Raw genomic sequence first — 15,985 nt, forward strand, 5'->3', positions numbered from 1 at the left:
GCAGGAGCCTTTCGGTCGTGGAGCGTCGGGCGCGGGTCAGCCGCGGACTTCGAGCAGCGGCACGATCTGCTCGACCGCGGTCATCGAGCCGTGCAGCCCGATCATCGAGGACTCACCGGGCTCGCTGCGGGAGGCGATCACCGCGATGTCGTCGCGGGCGGCCGCGACGACGTCGCCGATCCGCTGGTACACCCGCTCGTCCACCGTCGGGCCGAACCAGCCCGCGGCTATCGCCTGGTCCCGGGTGGCCACCCACATCCGGTCCCCGAGCACCTCGCTCCAGACCGTGAAGACGTCCGAGGCCGCCCCGGGCACCGCGTACACGTGCCGGGCCCGGCCCTCACCGCCGAGCAGGGCGACGCCCGCGCTGAGCTCCCAGTCCTCGTCGAAGTCGATCCGGTCCTCGGGGGTGATGTCGATCATGCCGTGGTCGGCGGTGACGTACAGCACCGAGCGCGGCGGCAGCTGCTCGGCGAGGCGCTTGGCCAGCCGGTCCACCTTGTCCAGCATCATCCGCCACTCGTCCGAGTCGACCCCGAACCGGTGGCCCGCGCCGTCGAGTTCACTGACGTACGTGTAGACCAGCGCCCGGTCGTGCTCGGCCAGCCACTGGGCCGCCAGGTCCATCCGCTCCTCGCCGGTGGTGCGGCCGAGGAAGGTGCCACCGGAGAGCGCGACCTGGGTCAGCGGGGTCTGCGCGAACAGCGGGGAGGAGACCTGCGCGGTGGCCACCCCGGCCGCGTGCACCTGCTGGAAGACGGTCGGGTACGGCTGCCAGGTCTTCGGCTTCACCGGCGGCTGCCAGCGCAGCTGGTTCATCAGCTGGTTGGTGCCCGGCACCGCGACGGTGTACCCGGCCAGGCCGTGCAGGCCCGGCGGCAGGCCGGTGCCGACCGAGGCCAGCGAGGTCGCGGTGGTGGACGGGAAACCGGCCGTGATCGAGCGACCGCCGCCGTTGATCAACGAGTTGAGGAACGGGGCGTACTCGGGGTGACGCTTGATCAGCTCCCAGCCGAGACCGTCCACCAGGAAGACGCAGACCCGGTCGGCCGGGGCCAGCGGCAGCCCGCTCTCGAACCCGGGCACGCCGAGCCCGGCCGCCACGGCGGGCAGCAGGTCGGCCAGCGAGCCGGTGCCGTAGTGCGGGGCGGGCGCGTCGGAGGGGTCGAGGATCTCGAAGGCCTCGTACCCGAGATGCGTGGTCATGGGCGCCCGTCAGCCGCGGTTGGCGATGGTCGCCTCGGACAGCGCCCGGGCGAACACCAGCGACTGGGCCACCGTCTCCGGACCGTCGCCCGCCTCGCTGACCCGCAGCGACAGGTCGTCGGCGGTGGCCGAACCGGTGTAGCCGTGGTCGGCCTCGCAGTTCGGGTCCGAGCAGCCGGCCGGCTCCAGGTCGATCCGCTGCACCGCACCCCACCCGATCGTGAGCACCACCTCGCGCGGCAGCGTGCCGGGGGTGTACGTCTCCGGGTTGGCCACCATCCGGCTGAGCACCACGGAACCGATCCGGTCCAGCCGGACGCACTCGGTCGAGGTGGTCGCGTACGGCACCGGGGTCGCGGCGTCGCCGTTCTGCTCGTCGGTGTGGCTGACCACGAACCGGGTGGAGGTCAGCACCAGCACGGTGACGTGCCGGCGGACCTCGTTGGCGTCGAAGGTGGTCTCCTGGTGGACCAGGTAGGAGACGATCGGCTCGGAGCCCACCGCGGACTCCACGGCCTCGGAGACCAGCGCCGGGTAGTAGCCACTGCGCTCGATCGCCGAGCGCAGGTCCTGCGTGGTCGTGGTACCGGTCTTCGCCATAGCTCCATCCTGGCATGTCCCGCGGACGAAGCGGGCGGCACTGCGCCGAGCTTCTGACCGAGGGCGTCCGCTGTCGGACGCAACCAAGGAAGGTTACAGGGTGCTCATGGCGCGCGGCCCCAGATCACTTCGTACCGGGAGTGGTGCGATCCGCACCCGGGCGGCCAGCACCGCAAGGCCGTTCGGACCCACCACCACCGGCTCCAGGTCCACCGAGGCGACCTCCGGCAGGTCGTCGACCAGCCGGGAGACCCGGAGCAGCAGCTCCTCCAGGGCGGCGGTGTCGACCGGCTCGGCGCCGCGCCAGCCGAACAGCAGCGGGGCCGCCCGGACCTCCCGGATCAGGGCGGCCACGTCCTGGTCGGTGGCCGGGATCAGCCGGTGCGCGACATCGCCGAGCAGCTCGGCCGGGGCGCCGGCCAGGCCGAAGGAGAGGATCGCGCCGACCGCCGGGTCCACGGTGGCGCCGATCACGGTGTCCACCCCGCGCGGGGCGAGCCGCTGCACCACCAGGGCGGCCTTCGCCGCGCCGCCCAGCAGGGCGTCCAACTCCCGGAACGCGCGCCGCAACCCGGGCTCGCCGGTCAGGTCGAGCCGGACGCTGCCCAGGTCAGGGCGGTGCCGCAGGTGCTCGGCGGTGGCCTTGAGGGCGACGGGGTAGCCGAGCGTGGCGGCGGCCCGCAGTGCGCTCTCCTCGTCGGGGGCGGGCAGCGTGGGGTGCACGTCGATGCCGTAGTGGCCGAGCAGTGCGGCGGCCTCCGCGTCCGGCAGTGTGATCCTTGCACCGCCGGGCTGGGTCCTGGCCGCGACGGCGGTCCTGGTCTGCAGGGCGGCCTCCACCAGGGCGCGGGCCTCGGTCTCGGCGATCCGGCTCAGCTCGGGCACCCGGGCGGTCTGCTCCGCCTCGGCGGTCCGGCGGCGCCAGTCGGCGTACCTGACCGCCTGGGCCAGCGCGTGCACGGCCCGCTCGGGGGCCGGGTAGGCGGGGATGCCACCGGCCCGCAGCCGCTCCGGCAGCTCGGTCAGCGCCAGGTGGGCGAGCAGCAGCGGCTTGCCCAACTCCCTTGCCCGGCCGGAGGCTTCGAGCAGGGCGTCGGCGAACTCGGGCTCGTCCGCGCCCAGGTCGGGGGTCGGGCCCTGGGCCGCGATCGGCGGGATGGCCACCGCGATCACCGCGTCGATCGCGGGGTCGGCGAGCGCGGTGTCCAGGGCGATCCGGAAGTTCTCGCCGGTGGCGCCGGTGGTCAGGTCGACCGGGGAGCGCGGGTGCAGCCCGGCGCTGAGCAGCGCGTCGTGGGTGAGCAGCCCGAGCGAGTCGGAGTTGCCGACCACGGCCACCCGGTCACCGGCCGGCAGCGGCTGGTGGGCCAGCAGCTCGCCGACGTCGTACAGCTCGGTGATGGTCCCCACCCGCAGCACGCCGGCCTGCTGGAACAGCGCGTCCACGGTGGCGTCGCGCAGCCGGCTGGCGGCTGGCTGGACGGCGTGGCCGGGCGGCAGGCTGCCGGTGTGCCTGGCCCCCTTGATCACCACGACCGGCTTGTGTGCGGCCAGCCGGCGGGCGATCCGGGTGAACTTGCGCGGGTTGCCGAAGGACTCCAGGTAGAGCAGCACCACGTCGGTGGCCGGGTCCTCCTCCCAGTACTGCAGCCAGTCGTTGCCGGAGACGTCGGCCCGGTTGCCGACCGAGGCGAACGAGGAGACGCCCAGGCCACGGCGGTGCGCGGCCTCCAGCAGGGCGACGCCGATCGCGCCGGACTGGCAGAACAGGCCGAACGGGCCGCGCGCGGGCAGCACCGGGGCGAGCGAGGCGTTCAGCGGGTGCTCGGGGTCGGTGTTCAGCAGCCCGAACGCGTTCGGGCCGATCACCCGCATCCCGGCCGCCCGAGCCTGCCGGACCAGCGCGCGCTGGCGGTCCCGCCCCTCCGGGCCGGTCTCGGCGTACCCGGCGGTGACCACCACCAGGCCCTGCACGCCGTGCGCGCCGCAGTCCGCGACGGTCCCCGGCACGGCGGTGGCGGGCACCGCGATCACTGCCAGGTCGACCGGCCCTGGGATCTCCAGCACCGAGCGGTAGGTGGGGACGCCGTCGATCTCGGTGCCGGGCGGGGCGTTGCGGTTCACCGCGTACACGGTGCCGTCGAAGCCCTGGAGGTTGCGCAGCAGCGCCCGGCCGACCGACTGCGGGCTGCGGGACACCCCGATCACCGCGACCGAACGTGGCGTCAGCAGCCGCTGCACCGAGCGGGCCTCGGCGCGGTGCTCGCGGGCCCGCATGACGGCCAGTGAGGAGTCGGTCTGCTCCAGGTCGAACTCCAGGTGCACCACACCGTCGGCGAAGGACCGCTGCTGGGTGTAGCCCGCGTCGGTGAAGACCTTCACCATCTTGCGGTTCTCGGGCAGCACCTCGGCGGTGAACCGGCGGATGCCGCGCTCCTGGGCGACGGCGGCGATGTGCTCCAGCAGTGCGGAGGCCACCCCCCTGCCCTGGTGCGCGTCCTGCACCAGGAAGGCCACCTCGGCGTCGGTGCCGGTGACGGAGGGGCGGCCGTCCGGGTCGATCCGGTCGTACCGGACGGTGGCGATGAACCTGTCCCGGACCACCACGGCCAGACCGACCCGGTTCACGTAGTCGTGGTGGGTGAACCGGCGGACGTCCTTGTCGGAGAGCCGGGGGTACGGCGCGAAGAACCGGAAGTACTTCGACTGGTCGGAGACCCGTTCGTAGAACTCCACCAACCGGTCGGCGTCGGCCTCGGTGATCGGCCGGATCCGGGCCGTGCCGCCGTCGCGCAGCAGTACGTCGGCCTCCCAGTGCTGGGGGTAGCTGTGCTCGTCGCGGTGCGGCGCGGGGTGTTCCACAGCGTCAGGTTAGACGTTCGAACGCCGGGTGGACCCGGTCGCGCGGGTGAGTCTTGCGAAGTCGTTGCCCTGCTGGTCGGCGGCGAGCCGCGTGGCATGGGGCCGATCGGCGGGGCAGGGTGGGACCTTGGCCACCAAAGCGTCCCGCGACGGCGCGACCTCCCGGTTTGCGTGTCACACTGGTCTAGACAACATGGCTCCACCAGCACCACCTGAAAGGCACGTCTCATGGCTGAGCGCCGCGTCACCATCGGTTGGCCCGAGGGCCTGCACGCCCGTCCCGCCTCGGTCTTCGTCCGCGCGGCGACCGCCGTCGGCGTGCCGATCACGATCGCCAAGGAGGGCGGCAAGCCGGTCAACGCCGCCTCCATGCTCGCCCTGCTCGGCCTGGGCGCCGAGGGCGGCGACCCGGTGATCCTGGCCTCCGAGGCCGAGGGCGCCGACGCGGCGCTGGACCGCCTGGCGAAGCTGGTCCAGGAGGGCCTGGACGAGCTCCCCGCCGCCGCCTGACACCCAGCCGGAAGGGGCGCACTCAGCGCGTCCAGGGCCGCCACCCCGAGCACCGAGTTCCCCGCCTGGTCCAGCCCCGGGCTCCACACGCAGACCGCGCCCCGCCCCGGCAGCACGGCCAGGATCCCGCCGCCCACCCCGCTCTTGCCCGGCAGCCCGACCCGGAACGCGAACTCCCCTGCCGCGTCGTACGTCCCGCAGGTGAGCAGCACCGCGTTCACCCGCTTCGCCTCGCTGCGGGTCAGCAGCCGCGAGCCGTCCGCCCGTACCCCGTGCGAGGCCAGGAACCGGCCCACCAGCGCCAGGTCCCGGCAGCTGGCCGTGATCGCGCAGTGCGCGTAGTAGTGCGCCAGCACACTGTCCACCGGGTTGCGCAGGTTCCCGTAGCTGGCGATGAAGTGGGCCAGCGCCGCGTTCCGGTGCCCGTGCCGCGCCTCCGAGGAGGCCACCGCATCGTCCACCTCGATGCCGTCGTTCCCCGCCTCCGCCCGCAGGAAGTCCCGCACCGCCCCCACCGCGTCCCCCGTCAGCTCCAGCAGACGGTCCGTCACCACCAGCGCCCCCGCGTTGATGAACGGATTACGCGGAATCCCGTGCTCGGTCTCCAACTGCACCAACGAGTTGAACGGATTCCCGGACGGCTCCCGCCCCACCCGCCTCCACAGCTCGTCCCCACCCTCCGCGAGCGCCAGCGCCAGCGTGAACAGCTTCGACACACTCTGCACCGAGAACGGCGTCTCCCAGTCCCCCGCCCCGTACACCTCCCCCTCCACCGTCGCGATCGCCATCCCGAACGCGGTCGGATCGACGGCGGCGAGCGCCGGGATGTAGTCGGCGGGCCGGCCTCGGCCGGGCGCGCGCAGGGCGGTGTCCATCACGTCGTGCAGGAGCTGCTGGTAGTCCACGGGCCCATTCTGCCCAGGCGGGGCCGACTGACGGAGAATCAGACATTTCGACTTTAGCCATTCCATCCGATCGGATGGTCCGACCTGATAGCAGCGGTGAGCGGGGCTGGTGAAGCGCACGCTGTGCCGCATGAACGACTTCGATCTCGAACGGCCCGAGCACGCCTACATGTTCGGCTTCATCCAGGCAGACGGACACCTCAGCCAGGGGCCGGGCCGCAAAGGCCGGCTCACGGTGGAGCTGTCCGCACGTGACGCCCCGCTGCTGGAGAAGTTCCAGCGCATCTGCCCGTACAACAGCTCCATCAGCTACCGCACCCGCAGCACCAACTTCGCCGCCGAGCACACCTCCGTGGCGTGGACCGTCTGCGCCCGGGAGTTTCGGGAGACGCTCCAGGCCCTCGGCCTGCCGAGCGGCCGCAAGTCGCTGAACATAGCCCCGCCGACCGTTCCGTACTCCGAACGGGACTACGTCCGAGGCATCATCGACGCCGACGGATCCGTCGGCCGCACCGCACAGGATCTGCCCTTCGTCGGCTTCACCACGGCCAGCGAAGCGCTCGTCCGGTACTACTGCGACTACACCGAGCGTCTGACCGGCAGGGCCCGCACCGCGAGGCGCAACACGCGCGACAACATCTACAACATCCTGCTGACGCGGGAGGAGGCCATGACCCTGGCTCAAGAGCTCTACTACCCGGGCTGCTTGGCGCTCCCTCGTAAGCAGGCTGCTGCGGATGACGTCGGAGACTGGGTCAGGCCCGTCGGCATGAAGAGGATGCACCGCAAGGAATGGACCGCCGAGGAGACCGAGCTCCTGCTCGCAACGCCCGACCACGAGGAGGCGGCCCGCCTGCTGAACCGGTCGGTGAAGAGCTGTCAGACCCGACGTTGGCGACTGATCGGACCGAAGAAGGCCGGGGTGCGCTTCCCGCACACCCCGGCCTGACTTCTCAACCCTTCACGCAGATGACCTGCTTGAGCTGGGCGACCACCTCGACCAGGTCACGCTGCTGCTCCATGACCTTCTCGATCGACTTGTACGCGCCCGGGATCTCGTCCACGACGCCGCTGTCCTTACGGCACTCGACGCCCTTGGTCTGCTCCGCCAGGTCCTGTGCGGTGAACGTCTTCTTCGCGACCGTCCGGCTCATCTTCCGGCCCGCGCCGTGCGAAGCCGAGTTGAACGCCGCCTCGTTGCCGAGGCCACGGACAATGTACGAGCTGGTGCCCATCGAGCCCGGGATGATCCCGTACTCACCGTTGCCCGCACGGATCGCGCCCTTCCGGGTCACCAGTAGATCGACACCGTCGTACTGCTCCTCCGCCACGTAGTTGTGGTGGCAGCTGATCTCCTCCTCGAAGGCGACCTTCGCCTTGGGGAACTCACGCCGGACGATGTCCTTGAACAGCGCCATCATGATCGCGCGGTTGTTCTTGGCGTACTCCTGTGCCCAGAACAGGTCGCTGCGGTAGGCCGCCATCTGCGGAGTGTCCGCGATGAAGACTGCGAGGTCCCGATCCACCAGGCCTTGGTTGTGCGAGAGCGACCGGGCAACGCCCATGTGGTACTCCGCCAGCTCCTTGCCGATGTTCCGCGAACCGGAGTGCAGAGTGATCCAGATAGATCCCGAGGTATCGAACAGTAGTTCGAGATAGTGATTCCCCCCGCCCAGCGTGCCCATCTGCTGCATGGCCCGCTCCCGCCGCCACTTCACCTCGCCGGCGATGCCGTCGAAGCGGCTCCAGAAGTCGTCCCACCCCGCCGTCGCGAAGCCGTGCAGCTTCTTCGGGTCGACCGGGTCGGAGTGCAGGCCACGGCCCACCGGGATGACCTGCTCGATCTTGGAACGCAGCCGCGACAGGTCGTCGGGAAGATCCTTCGCGGTCAGCGAGGTCTTCACCGCACTCATGCCGCAACCGATGTCGACACCGACCGCCGCCGGGCAGACCGCGCCCTTCATGGCGATGACGGAGCCGACGGTGGCGCCCTTGCCCAGGTGGACGTCGGGCATCACGGCGAGGCCGTGCAGCCACGGGAGCGAGCTGATGTTGCGCAGCTGCTGCATGGCCTGGCCCTCGACCGTCGAGGGGTTGGTCCACATCCGGATCGGGACCCGGATGCCGGGGACTTCGGTGTACGACATGGTGAACGACCTCCAGGGGTCGGCTGGTTCCAAGCTTAGTGAAGGGGTGCCGCGCGAAGCTTCCGGCGTGGCTCGGGAGAGTCGAGAGCGCTCAGCGAGCGGTACAGGGGAAGTACGGTCGCCTGAGGGAGCTGGTTCGCTCGACCCGCATGGTGACCGCCTCCTCTCCTGTGTGTGGCCGCCCGACCGGGCGACGGGTGCTATCTAGCCACAGGGGGCAACGCCCCGGCAACGGAATAAACGGCGTGAACGGCGACGGCCCGACGGAGCTGATGCTCGTCCGCGATCACGGAGGCGTCGCCGACCAGCACGGTGACCAGCCGGTCCGGCGGGAAGGCGGCGACCACGGCTGCGGTGGCGGCGGCGGTGTCGAGGGCGGCGAGCTGCCGGTAGATCTCGGCCTGGTAGTCGTCCGGCAGGTACTGCTCGACCTGGTCGGCCAGGGTGGCGGCGACCGAGCCGGCCGTCTCGTACTTGAGCGGGGCGACCCCGACCAGGAACTGGACGGCCTCTTCACGCTCGTCGTCGGTGAGGCCCTCGGCGGCCAGCGTGCGCAGGATGGTCCAGGTGTCGGCCAGGGCGGGGGCGGTGGAGGCGGTGTCCACCGAACCGCTGATGGCGAGCAGGGCGCGGCCGGAGCCCTCGGCGTTGGAGCGCAGCGGCTGGGCGAAGGCCCGGACGCCGTAGGTGTAGCCCTTCTCCTCGCGCAGCACGCGGTCGAGCCGGGAGGTGAGGGTGCCACCGAGGCAGTAGGTGCCGAGGATCTGGGCGGCCCAGAGCGGGTCGTGGCGGTCGGGGCCGATCCGGCCGATCAGCAGCTGGGTCTGGACGGAGCCGGGGCGGTCGACGATGACGACGCGTCCGGCGTCGTCGGCGCTGACCGGGGCGTGCGTGCCGGCGGCGGTGGGGGCGGCGGTCCAGCTGCCGAGGGTGGCTTCGAGCAGCGCGCCGAGGTCGATGCCGGTCAGGTCGCCGACCACCACGGCGGTGGCGGTGGCGGGCCTGACGTGATCGGCGTAGAAGGACTGGACGGCGGCCCGGGTGATGTTCTTGACGGTGTCGGCGGTGCCGCTGCGCGGGCGGGAGAGCCGGTCGGCCTCCTCGAAGAGGGTGGCGTAGAGCGCCTTGGCGGCGCGGCGGGCCGGGTTGGCCTGCTCGTGGACGATCTCGTCGAGGCGGTTGGCGACCAGCCGCTCGATCTCGTCCTCGGGGAGGGCGGGGGCGCGCAGGGCGTCGGCGAGCAGGGTGAGGCCGCGCTCCAGGCGGGAGGCCGGGACCTCCAGCGAGACCCGGATGCCGGGGTGGTCGGCGTGTGCGTCCAGGGTGGCACCGGCCCGCTCCAGCTCGCCGGCGTACTCCTCGGCGGTGAGGGTGTCGGTGCCCTCGCTGAGGGCGCGGGAGAGGATGTTGGCGATGCCGTCCAGGCCGTCCGGTTCGGCGGCCAGCGGGGCGTCCAACTGGATTTCCACGGCGACGAGTTGCTGGCCCGGGCGGTGGCAGTGCAGCACCGTGAGGCCGTTGGCCAGGGTGGTGCGCTCGGGGGCCGGGAAGGCCCAGGGGGTGGGGGTGCCCGCGGTCGGCTGCGGGTGGAAGGTCATGGTGGGGGTGGGGTCGGTCATGCCGCCGCCTCCTCGTCCTCGGTCTCGGCAGCGTCGTCTGTGGTGGTGGGCTCGTAGACCAGGACCGCGCGGTTGTCGGGGCGCAGCCGGGCGGCGGCGACCGCCTTGACCTCGTCGGCGGTGACGTCGAGGACCTTGCCGAGTGCCTCGTTGAGCAGCTTGGGGTCGCCGAACAGGACGGCGTAGCGGCAGAGTTCGTCGGCGCGGCCGGCCACGGTGGCGAGCCGGTCGAGCCACTCGCGTTCGATCTGGGCCTGGGCGCGCTCGAGTTCCTCGGCGCTGGGGCCCTCGGCGGCGAACCGGGCGAGCTCCTCGTCGACGGCGGTCTCGATCCGGTCGATGGTGGCGTCGCCGGAGGTCTTGACGTCGAGCCAGCCGAGCGAGGGTGCGCCGGACAGCCGGAGCAGGCCGAAGCCGGCGGTGACGGCGGTGCGGTCGCGGCGGACCAGTCGGCTGTAGAGGCGGCTGGACTCGCCGGAGCCGAGGATGGTGAGCGCCAGGTCGGCGGCGTCGGCCTCGCGGGTGCCGTCGTGCGGCAGGCGGTAGGCGGCCATCAACGCCCGGGAGGGGACGTCCTCCTGGACGAGTTCGCGGATCTCCTGGCCGATCACCTCGGGCAGGGCGCCGTCGCGCGGCGGCTGCTTGCCGTCGTGGGCGGGGATGGTGCCGAAGTACTTCTCGACCCAGGCGATGGTCTGCTCGGGGTCGAGGTCGCCGACGATGGAGAGCACGGCGTTGTTGGGCGCGTAGTTCGTCCGGAAGAACTCCCGGGCGTCCTCCAGGGTGGCCGCGTCCAGGTCGGCCATCGAGCCGATCGGGGTGTGGTGGTACGGGTGGCCGTCCGGGAAGGAGAGTGCGGTGAGCTTCTCGAAGGCGGTGCCGTACGGGACGTTGTCGTAGCGCTGGCGGCGCTCGTTCTTGACGACGTCGCGCTGGTTCTCCATCGAGGTGTCGTCGAGGGCGGCCAGCAGGGAGCCCATCCGGTCGGCCTCCAGCCAGAGCGCGAGCTCGAGTTGGTGGGCGGGCATGGTCTCGAAGTAGTTGGTGCGCTCGAAGCTGGTGGTGCCGTTGAGGGAGCCGCCGGCGCCCTGGACCAGTTCGAAGTGGCCGTTGTTGGACACGTTGGCCGAGCCCTGGAACATCAGGTGCTCGAACAGGTGGGCCAGGCCGGTGCGCCCCTTCACCTCGTGGCGGGAGCCGACGTCGTACCAGAGGCAGACGGCGGTCACCGGGGTGAGGTGGTCCTCGGAGAGCACCACGCGCAGGCCGTTGGCCAGGCGGTGCTCGGTGATGGCGAGGCCTCGGGTGGAGGCGGGGGCCGGGTTGGCCATGCTGGGTCCTTCCCGTCTTCGAGTCGTCGGTCCGGGCGGCTGGATTGCCGTTCCCTCATTGTGGTGCAACGCGTGAGGCGCTTGGATGTGCCCGCGCCAGCAGGGCGTTCGCCACGGGCGGAAGTGCGCTCTGGGGGAGCTCGTGGGGAGGGGGTTGACCGAGGCTGTCGGTGCGAGGGTCCACAATGGGGGGCGCCGTACCCCAGCAGCCCCCCGGACAGTTACCGAAGTACCCGTCAGAGACGTAAGGGAGCCCCGCCGCGATGGCCCGCCGCAGTTCGCCCACCCCGCCGCCCGGAGACTTCGAGGAGCGCATCCTCGACGTGGACGTGGTGGACGAGATGCAGGGCTCCTTCCTGGAGTACGCCTACTCGGTCATCTACTCCCGTGCTCTGCCCGACGCCCGGGACGGCCTCAAGCCGGTGCACCGGCGCATCCTGTACCAGGCCAACGAGATGGGCCTGCGCCCGGATCGTGCGCACGTGAAGTGTGCGCGGGTGGTCGGCGAGGTGATGGGCCGTCTGCACCCGCACGGTGACGCCTCGATCTACGACTCCGTGGTCCGGATGGCGCAGCCGTTCTCGATGCGGCTGCCGCTGATCGACGGTCACGGGAACTTCGGTTCGCTCGGCAACGACGACCCGCCGGCCGCGATGCGGTACACCGAGTCGCGGCTGACGGCCGCCTCGATGGCGCTGGTGGAGTCGATCCACGAGGACACCGTCGATTTCGGGCCGAACTACGACGGCAGCGAGCAGGAGCCGACCGTGCTCCCCGCCGCCTTCCCGAATCTGCTGGTGAACGGCGCGACCGGGATCGCGGTCGGTATGGCGACCAACATGCCGCCGCACAACCTGGCCGAGGTGGTGGCCGCCGCCCGGCATCTGATCAAGCATCCGACGGCGGATCTCGACACCCTGATGCGGTTCGTGCCGGGCCCGGACCTGCCGACGGGCGGCCGGATCGTCGGGCTGTCCGGCATCCGGGACGCTTACGAGAACGGCCGTGGCACCTTCAAGATCCGGGCGACGGTGTCGATCGAGGCGGTGACGGCGCGGCGCAAGGGCATCGTGGTCACCGAGCTGCCGTTCACGGTCGGTCCGGAGAAGGTGATCGCCAAGATCAAGGACCTGGTCGGGTCGAAGAAGCTCCAGGGCATCGCCGACGTCAAGGACCTGACGGACCGTTCGCACGGTCTGCGTCTGGTGATCGAGGTGAAGAACGGCTTCGTGCCGGAGGCGCTGCTGGAGCAGCTCTACAAGCTGACGCCGATGGAGGAGACCTTCGGCATCAACAACGTGGCGCTGGTCGACGGCCAGCCGCTGACGCTGGGTCTGAAGGAGCTGCTGGAGGTCTATGTCGACCACCGCTTCACGGTGGTGCGGCGGCGAAGCGACTTCCGCCGGCGCAAGCGCCAGGAGCGGCTGCACCTGGTCGAGGGTCTGCTGGTCGCGCTCGTCGACATCGACGAGGTGATCGCGATCATCCGCGCGAGCGAGAACGCGACGCAGGCCAAGGAGCGCCTGATGGAGCGTTTCTCCCTGTCGGAGACGCAGACCTCGTACATCCTGGACACTCCGCTGCGTCGGCTCACCCGGTTCGACCGGGTGGAGCTGGAGGCGGAGCAGGCCAAGCTGCTCTCGGAGATCTCTGATCTGACCGAGATCCTGGAGTCGGACAGCAAGCTGCGCAGCGTGGTGTCGAACGAACTCGGCGCGGTGTCCAAGCAGTTCGGCACCGAGCGGCGGACGGTGCTGCTGGAGGCCGGCGCGGTGCCGACCGCCACGCTGTCGGTGCCGCTGGAGGTCGCGGACGACCCGTGCCGGGTGCTGCTCTCCTCGACGGGCCTGCTGGCCCGGCTGGCGGACGGCGAGCCGGTGGAGCTGTCGGAGTCGCGGGCCAAGCACGACGTGGTGGTGTCGGCGGTGTCGGCCACGGCCCGGGGTGACGTGGGCGTGGTGACCTCGGCCGGGCGGGCGTTGCGGCTGCCGGTGATCGACCTGCCCGCGCTGCCGCCGTCGCCGACGCTGTCGCTGGCGGGCGGGGCGGCGGTGAGCGAGTTCCTCCGGCTGGAGGACGGCGAGCGGGTGATCGGGCTGACCACGCTGGACGAGTCCTCGCCGGGGCTGGCGCTGGGCACGGTGCAGGGTGTGGTGAAGCGGGTGGTGCCGGAGTGGCCGGCCAACAAGGACGAGTTCGAGGTGATCGCCCTCAAGGAGGGTGACGCCGTGATCGGCGCGGTCGAACTGCGCACGGGCGAGGAGGACTTGGTCTTCATCACGTCCGATGCCCAGTTGCTGCGCTACCCGGCGGGGCAGGTCCGTCCGCAGGGCCGCCCGGCGGGCGGTATGGCGGGTGTGAAGCTGGCGGACGGCGCACGGGTGCTGTCGTTCACGGCGGTGGACCCGGCGGTGGACGCGGTGGTGGTCTCGGTCGCGGCCGCCTCGGCGACGCTGACGGGTGGTGAGCACACCAGCTGGAAGGTCACGCCGTTCGAGCAGTACCCGCGGAAGGGGCGGGCCACGGGTGGGGTGCGGTGCCAACGCTTCCTGCGCGGTGAGGACGCCCTCGCGTTCGCCTGGGCGGGCCCGGCACCGGCCCGTGCGGCCACGGCGGCGGGAGCTCCGGTCGAGCTGCCGGAGCGCGACCCTCGCCGGGACGGCTCGGGCATCCCGGTGACGGGCACCGTCGCGGTGGTGGCGGGGCCGGCCTCCTAGGTTCAGGCGCTCGGGGAGCTGCGAGGAGGTCTGGCGTGCGGGTCACACCGCAAAGTGCCTGACCACCTACGCAACGGTGACCTTTTCCGAGGTCGGCGTCGCAGTTCCCCGAGCCCCTGGTGGCTCATGCCCGGAGCGCAGGTGCCCGAGCCCCTGGCCGGCCTGAGGGTAGCCTGGCCTCTGTGAGCACCTGTGCAACGTTGTCGCGCGAACTGACCGAGCCTTTGGCTGCCACCGCGGCGACGGCGGCGACCTGGCTGTTGGTCGAGCAGGCCGGGCCGTGGGGCGCGAAGGCGCTGACCGAGAGCCATCTGGATGCCGGTATCGGGCGGGCGTTGGACGCTGCGGCGGTGGGTACGGGGGTGCGGATCGCGCTGATCCGGCGCCCGGGGCGGCATGCGGACTGTCTGCCGACCGCCCGGCACGAGGTGCTCGTGGCACACACGGCGCCGGGCAACTCCTGGGTGCGACGGAGCGTGGTGGCCGATCCGGCCGAGCTGCTCGCGCTGGACTTCGCCGCGCTGGGCGCGGGCGTGCACGGTGGCTTCGGCACCGAGCACCGGGGTGACCCGCTGGCGCTGGTGTGCACCAACGGCCGGCGGGACCGCTGCTGCGCCCTGCTGGGCCGGCCGTTGGCGGCCGAGCTGGCGGCAGCCGGGCATGCCGAGGTGTGGGAGGTCACCCATCTGGGCGGGCACCGGTTCTCCCCCACCATGCTGGTGCTGCCGTTCGGCTACGCGTACGGGCGGCTGACGCCGACGGGTGCCAAGGAGGTGCTGGCGGCGACCGCCGCCGGGCACACCGTGACCGAGTGGTCGCGTGGCCGCTCGTACTGGGACCGGCCGGGCCAGGCTGCCGAGCAGGCCGTCCGGGAGCTGACCGGGGAGGCCGGGGCGGACGCGCTGACGCTCACTCAGCAGGAGACCGCCGAGGGCGCCTGGTCGGTGACGGTCCGGCACATCGACGGTCGCCGCTGGCAGGCCGACGTGGTGCAGGGGGTCAGCGAGCCGCCCCGGGCGGAGAGCTGCGGCAAGAGCCCGGCCACCCCGGCCCGGATGGACGTCAGCTCACTGCGCGAACTGACTGCGGCTCAGGCCTGAGGCGGTCCGCCAGGGCGCAGGTAAGCGTCGTGACCACGAGCAGGGTGACCATCGCCCTCAGCAGGGCGCTCTCGTAGTAGACGTCGATGACCAGCCGCACCGCCAGGTACGCGGCAGCCATTCCGACCGCCCCGCCGAGGGCGAGCGGGAGCAGTGCGTCACGGACCGGCCGGTGCCAGAGGGCGACCCCGCCGACCAACAGGGCCCCGCCCGCCGCGAGCAGCAGGGTGCCGAAGTCGGCGCTGTAGCGGATCGCCAGTGCCGGCACCAGGAAGAGCACCAGTGAGCGGCGCAGCACCGCGTCCAGGGCGGCCACGCTCGCGCCCCCGGCCGGGCGGGCCGGCTGCCACCGGGCGGTGACCGTGAGCACCGCCAGGGCGAGCAGCAGCTCGCGCCAACGGGCGCCCAGGTGGCCCAGGTTGTAGAGCAGTGCGGTGTCGTAGACCACCATGACCAGCTGGCCTACGGCCCAGAGCGAAGCGCCGAAGAGCAGCACGCCGACCGCCCCGGGCTGTCGGTCGGCACCTCGCTCGCGCCGGGCGAAGGTGGTGAGCAGCGGGGCGGTGAGCAGTGCCGACACCACCCGGATCGCCAGGTCCTGCACGGTCCAGGGGTTGGGCAGGCCCCACTCGACCGCCCCGAAGACCACCGTGTACGAGAGCACGGCCGACCACACCAGCGGCCGGGAGCCGAGCACGGTCCGGTAGAGCACGGGGCTGAGCCGGCGCAGCACCGTGCCGTACGCGAGCAGCACGAACGGCAGCTCGAGGAAGGCCTGGACCCGGAGCACGGTGGGCCCGAACAGCGTCGGTGCGGGCAGGTGCTCGGCGACCAGGCGGACCAGCGGGTTGCCGTCCGGCTGGGCGAACCAGCCCGGCGGCAGGTAGCGGGTGACGAAGGAGGTGTCGCCGCCGTGCACCCGCAGCAGGTAGGCGGCGCAGAGCAGTTGGTTGAGGTAGATCAGGCCGATGACCCCGGCCAGCAGCAC

10 protein-coding genes and 1 pseudogene are annotated in these 15,985 nt (G+C 71.9%); 4 read left to right on the forward strand and 7 right to left on the reverse strand.

The window, feature by feature from the left end; genetic code table 11:
• Positions 1 to 36: 36 nt before the first annotated feature.
• From ACXJMZ_RS13365 to ACXJMZ_RS13375, 3 genes are all read right to left on the reverse strand, one after another.
• The gene (locus ACXJMZ_RS13365) at positions 37 to 1,206 is read right to left on the reverse strand and encodes an alkaline phosphatase family protein (RefSeq protein ID WP_457030235.1); all 1,170 of its coding nucleotides are present in this window, start codon (positions 1,204 to 1,206) and stop codon (positions 37 to 39) included.
• A gap of 9 nt (positions 1,207 to 1,215) precedes the next feature.
• The gene (locus ACXJMZ_RS13370; RefSeq protein ID WP_057229307.1) at positions 1,216 to 1,806 is read right to left on the reverse strand and encodes a DUF5998 family protein; all 591 of its coding nucleotides are present in this window, start codon (positions 1,804 to 1,806) and stop codon (positions 1,216 to 1,218) included.
• Between the two features lie 93 nt (positions 1,807 to 1,899).
• Complete coding sequence (locus ACXJMZ_RS13375; RefSeq protein WP_457030236.1) at positions 1,900 to 4,668, reverse strand: bifunctional acetate--CoA ligase family protein/GNAT family N-acetyltransferase; 2,769 nt, start codon at positions 4,666 to 4,668, stop codon at positions 1,900 to 1,902.
• Positions 4,669 to 4,896: 228 nt separating this feature from the next.
• Between ACXJMZ_RS13375 and ACXJMZ_RS13380 the strand changes: the two genes are divergently transcribed.
• On the forward strand, positions 4,897 to 5,178 hold the full coding sequence (locus tag ACXJMZ_RS13380; RefSeq protein ID WP_457030237.1) for an HPr family phosphocarrier protein: 282 nt from the start codon (positions 4,897 to 4,899) through the stop codon (positions 5,176 to 5,178).
• A 29-nt stretch (positions 5,179 to 5,207) separates the two neighbouring features.
• Here the strand turns inward: ACXJMZ_RS13380 and ACXJMZ_RS13385 are convergent.
• Positions 5,208 to 6,053 (reverse strand): annotated as a pseudogene (locus tag ACXJMZ_RS13385) (glutaminase); the annotation flags it as partial.
• A 160-nt stretch (positions 6,054 to 6,213) separates the two neighbouring features.
• Between ACXJMZ_RS13385 and ACXJMZ_RS13390 the strand changes: the two are divergent.
• Positions 6,214 to 7,032 carry an LAGLIDADG family homing endonuclease gene (locus ACXJMZ_RS13390; protein WP_457030238.1) on the forward strand — a complete coding sequence of 273 codons (819 nt, stop codon included), beginning with the start codon at positions 6,214 to 6,216 and terminating at the stop codon, positions 7,030 to 7,032.
• 4 nt (positions 7,033 to 7,036) lie between these two features.
• Here ACXJMZ_RS13390 and ACXJMZ_RS13395 read toward each other — a convergent pair whose 3' ends face one another.
• The 3 genes from ACXJMZ_RS13395 to ACXJMZ_RS13405 form a co-directional block, all read right to left on the reverse strand.
• Positions 7,037 to 8,230 carry an RtcB family protein gene (locus tag ACXJMZ_RS13395; RefSeq protein WP_457030239.1) on the reverse strand — a complete coding sequence of 398 codons (1,194 nt, stop codon included), beginning with the start codon at positions 8,228 to 8,230 and terminating at the stop codon, positions 7,037 to 7,039.
• 200 nt (positions 8,231 to 8,430) lie between these two features.
• Positions 8,431 to 9,849 carry a M16 family metallopeptidase gene (locus ACXJMZ_RS13400; RefSeq protein WP_457030240.1) on the reverse strand — a complete coding sequence of 473 codons (1,419 nt, stop codon included), beginning with the start codon at positions 9,847 to 9,849 and terminating at the stop codon, positions 8,431 to 8,433.
• A complete protein-coding gene (locus ACXJMZ_RS13405; protein WP_457030241.1) occupies positions 9,846 to 11,180 on the reverse strand; it encodes a M16 family metallopeptidase in 1,335 nt (444 codons plus the stop codon). Before ACXJMZ_RS13405 ends, ACXJMZ_RS13400 begins: the two co-directional genes overlap by 4 nt.
• 263 nt (positions 11,181 to 11,443) lie before the next feature.
• Between ACXJMZ_RS13405 and ACXJMZ_RS13410 the strand changes: the two genes are divergently transcribed.
• Both ACXJMZ_RS13410 and ACXJMZ_RS13415 read left to right on the forward strand, forming a co-directional pair.
• Positions 11,444 to 13,897, forward strand: a complete 2,454-nt coding sequence (locus ACXJMZ_RS13410; RefSeq protein WP_457030242.1) for a DNA gyrase/topoisomerase IV subunit A — start codon at positions 11,444 to 11,446, stop codon at positions 13,895 to 13,897.
• Positions 13,898 to 14,079: 182 nt separating this feature from the next.
• On the forward strand, positions 14,080 to 14,997 hold the full coding sequence (locus ACXJMZ_RS13415) for a sucrase ferredoxin (RefSeq protein ID WP_457030243.1): 918 nt from the start codon (positions 14,080 to 14,082) through the stop codon (positions 14,995 to 14,997).
• Positions 14,998 to 15,985 lie beyond the last annotated feature (988 nt).

Source organism: Kitasatospora sp. P5_F3, from assembly GCF_054049135.1.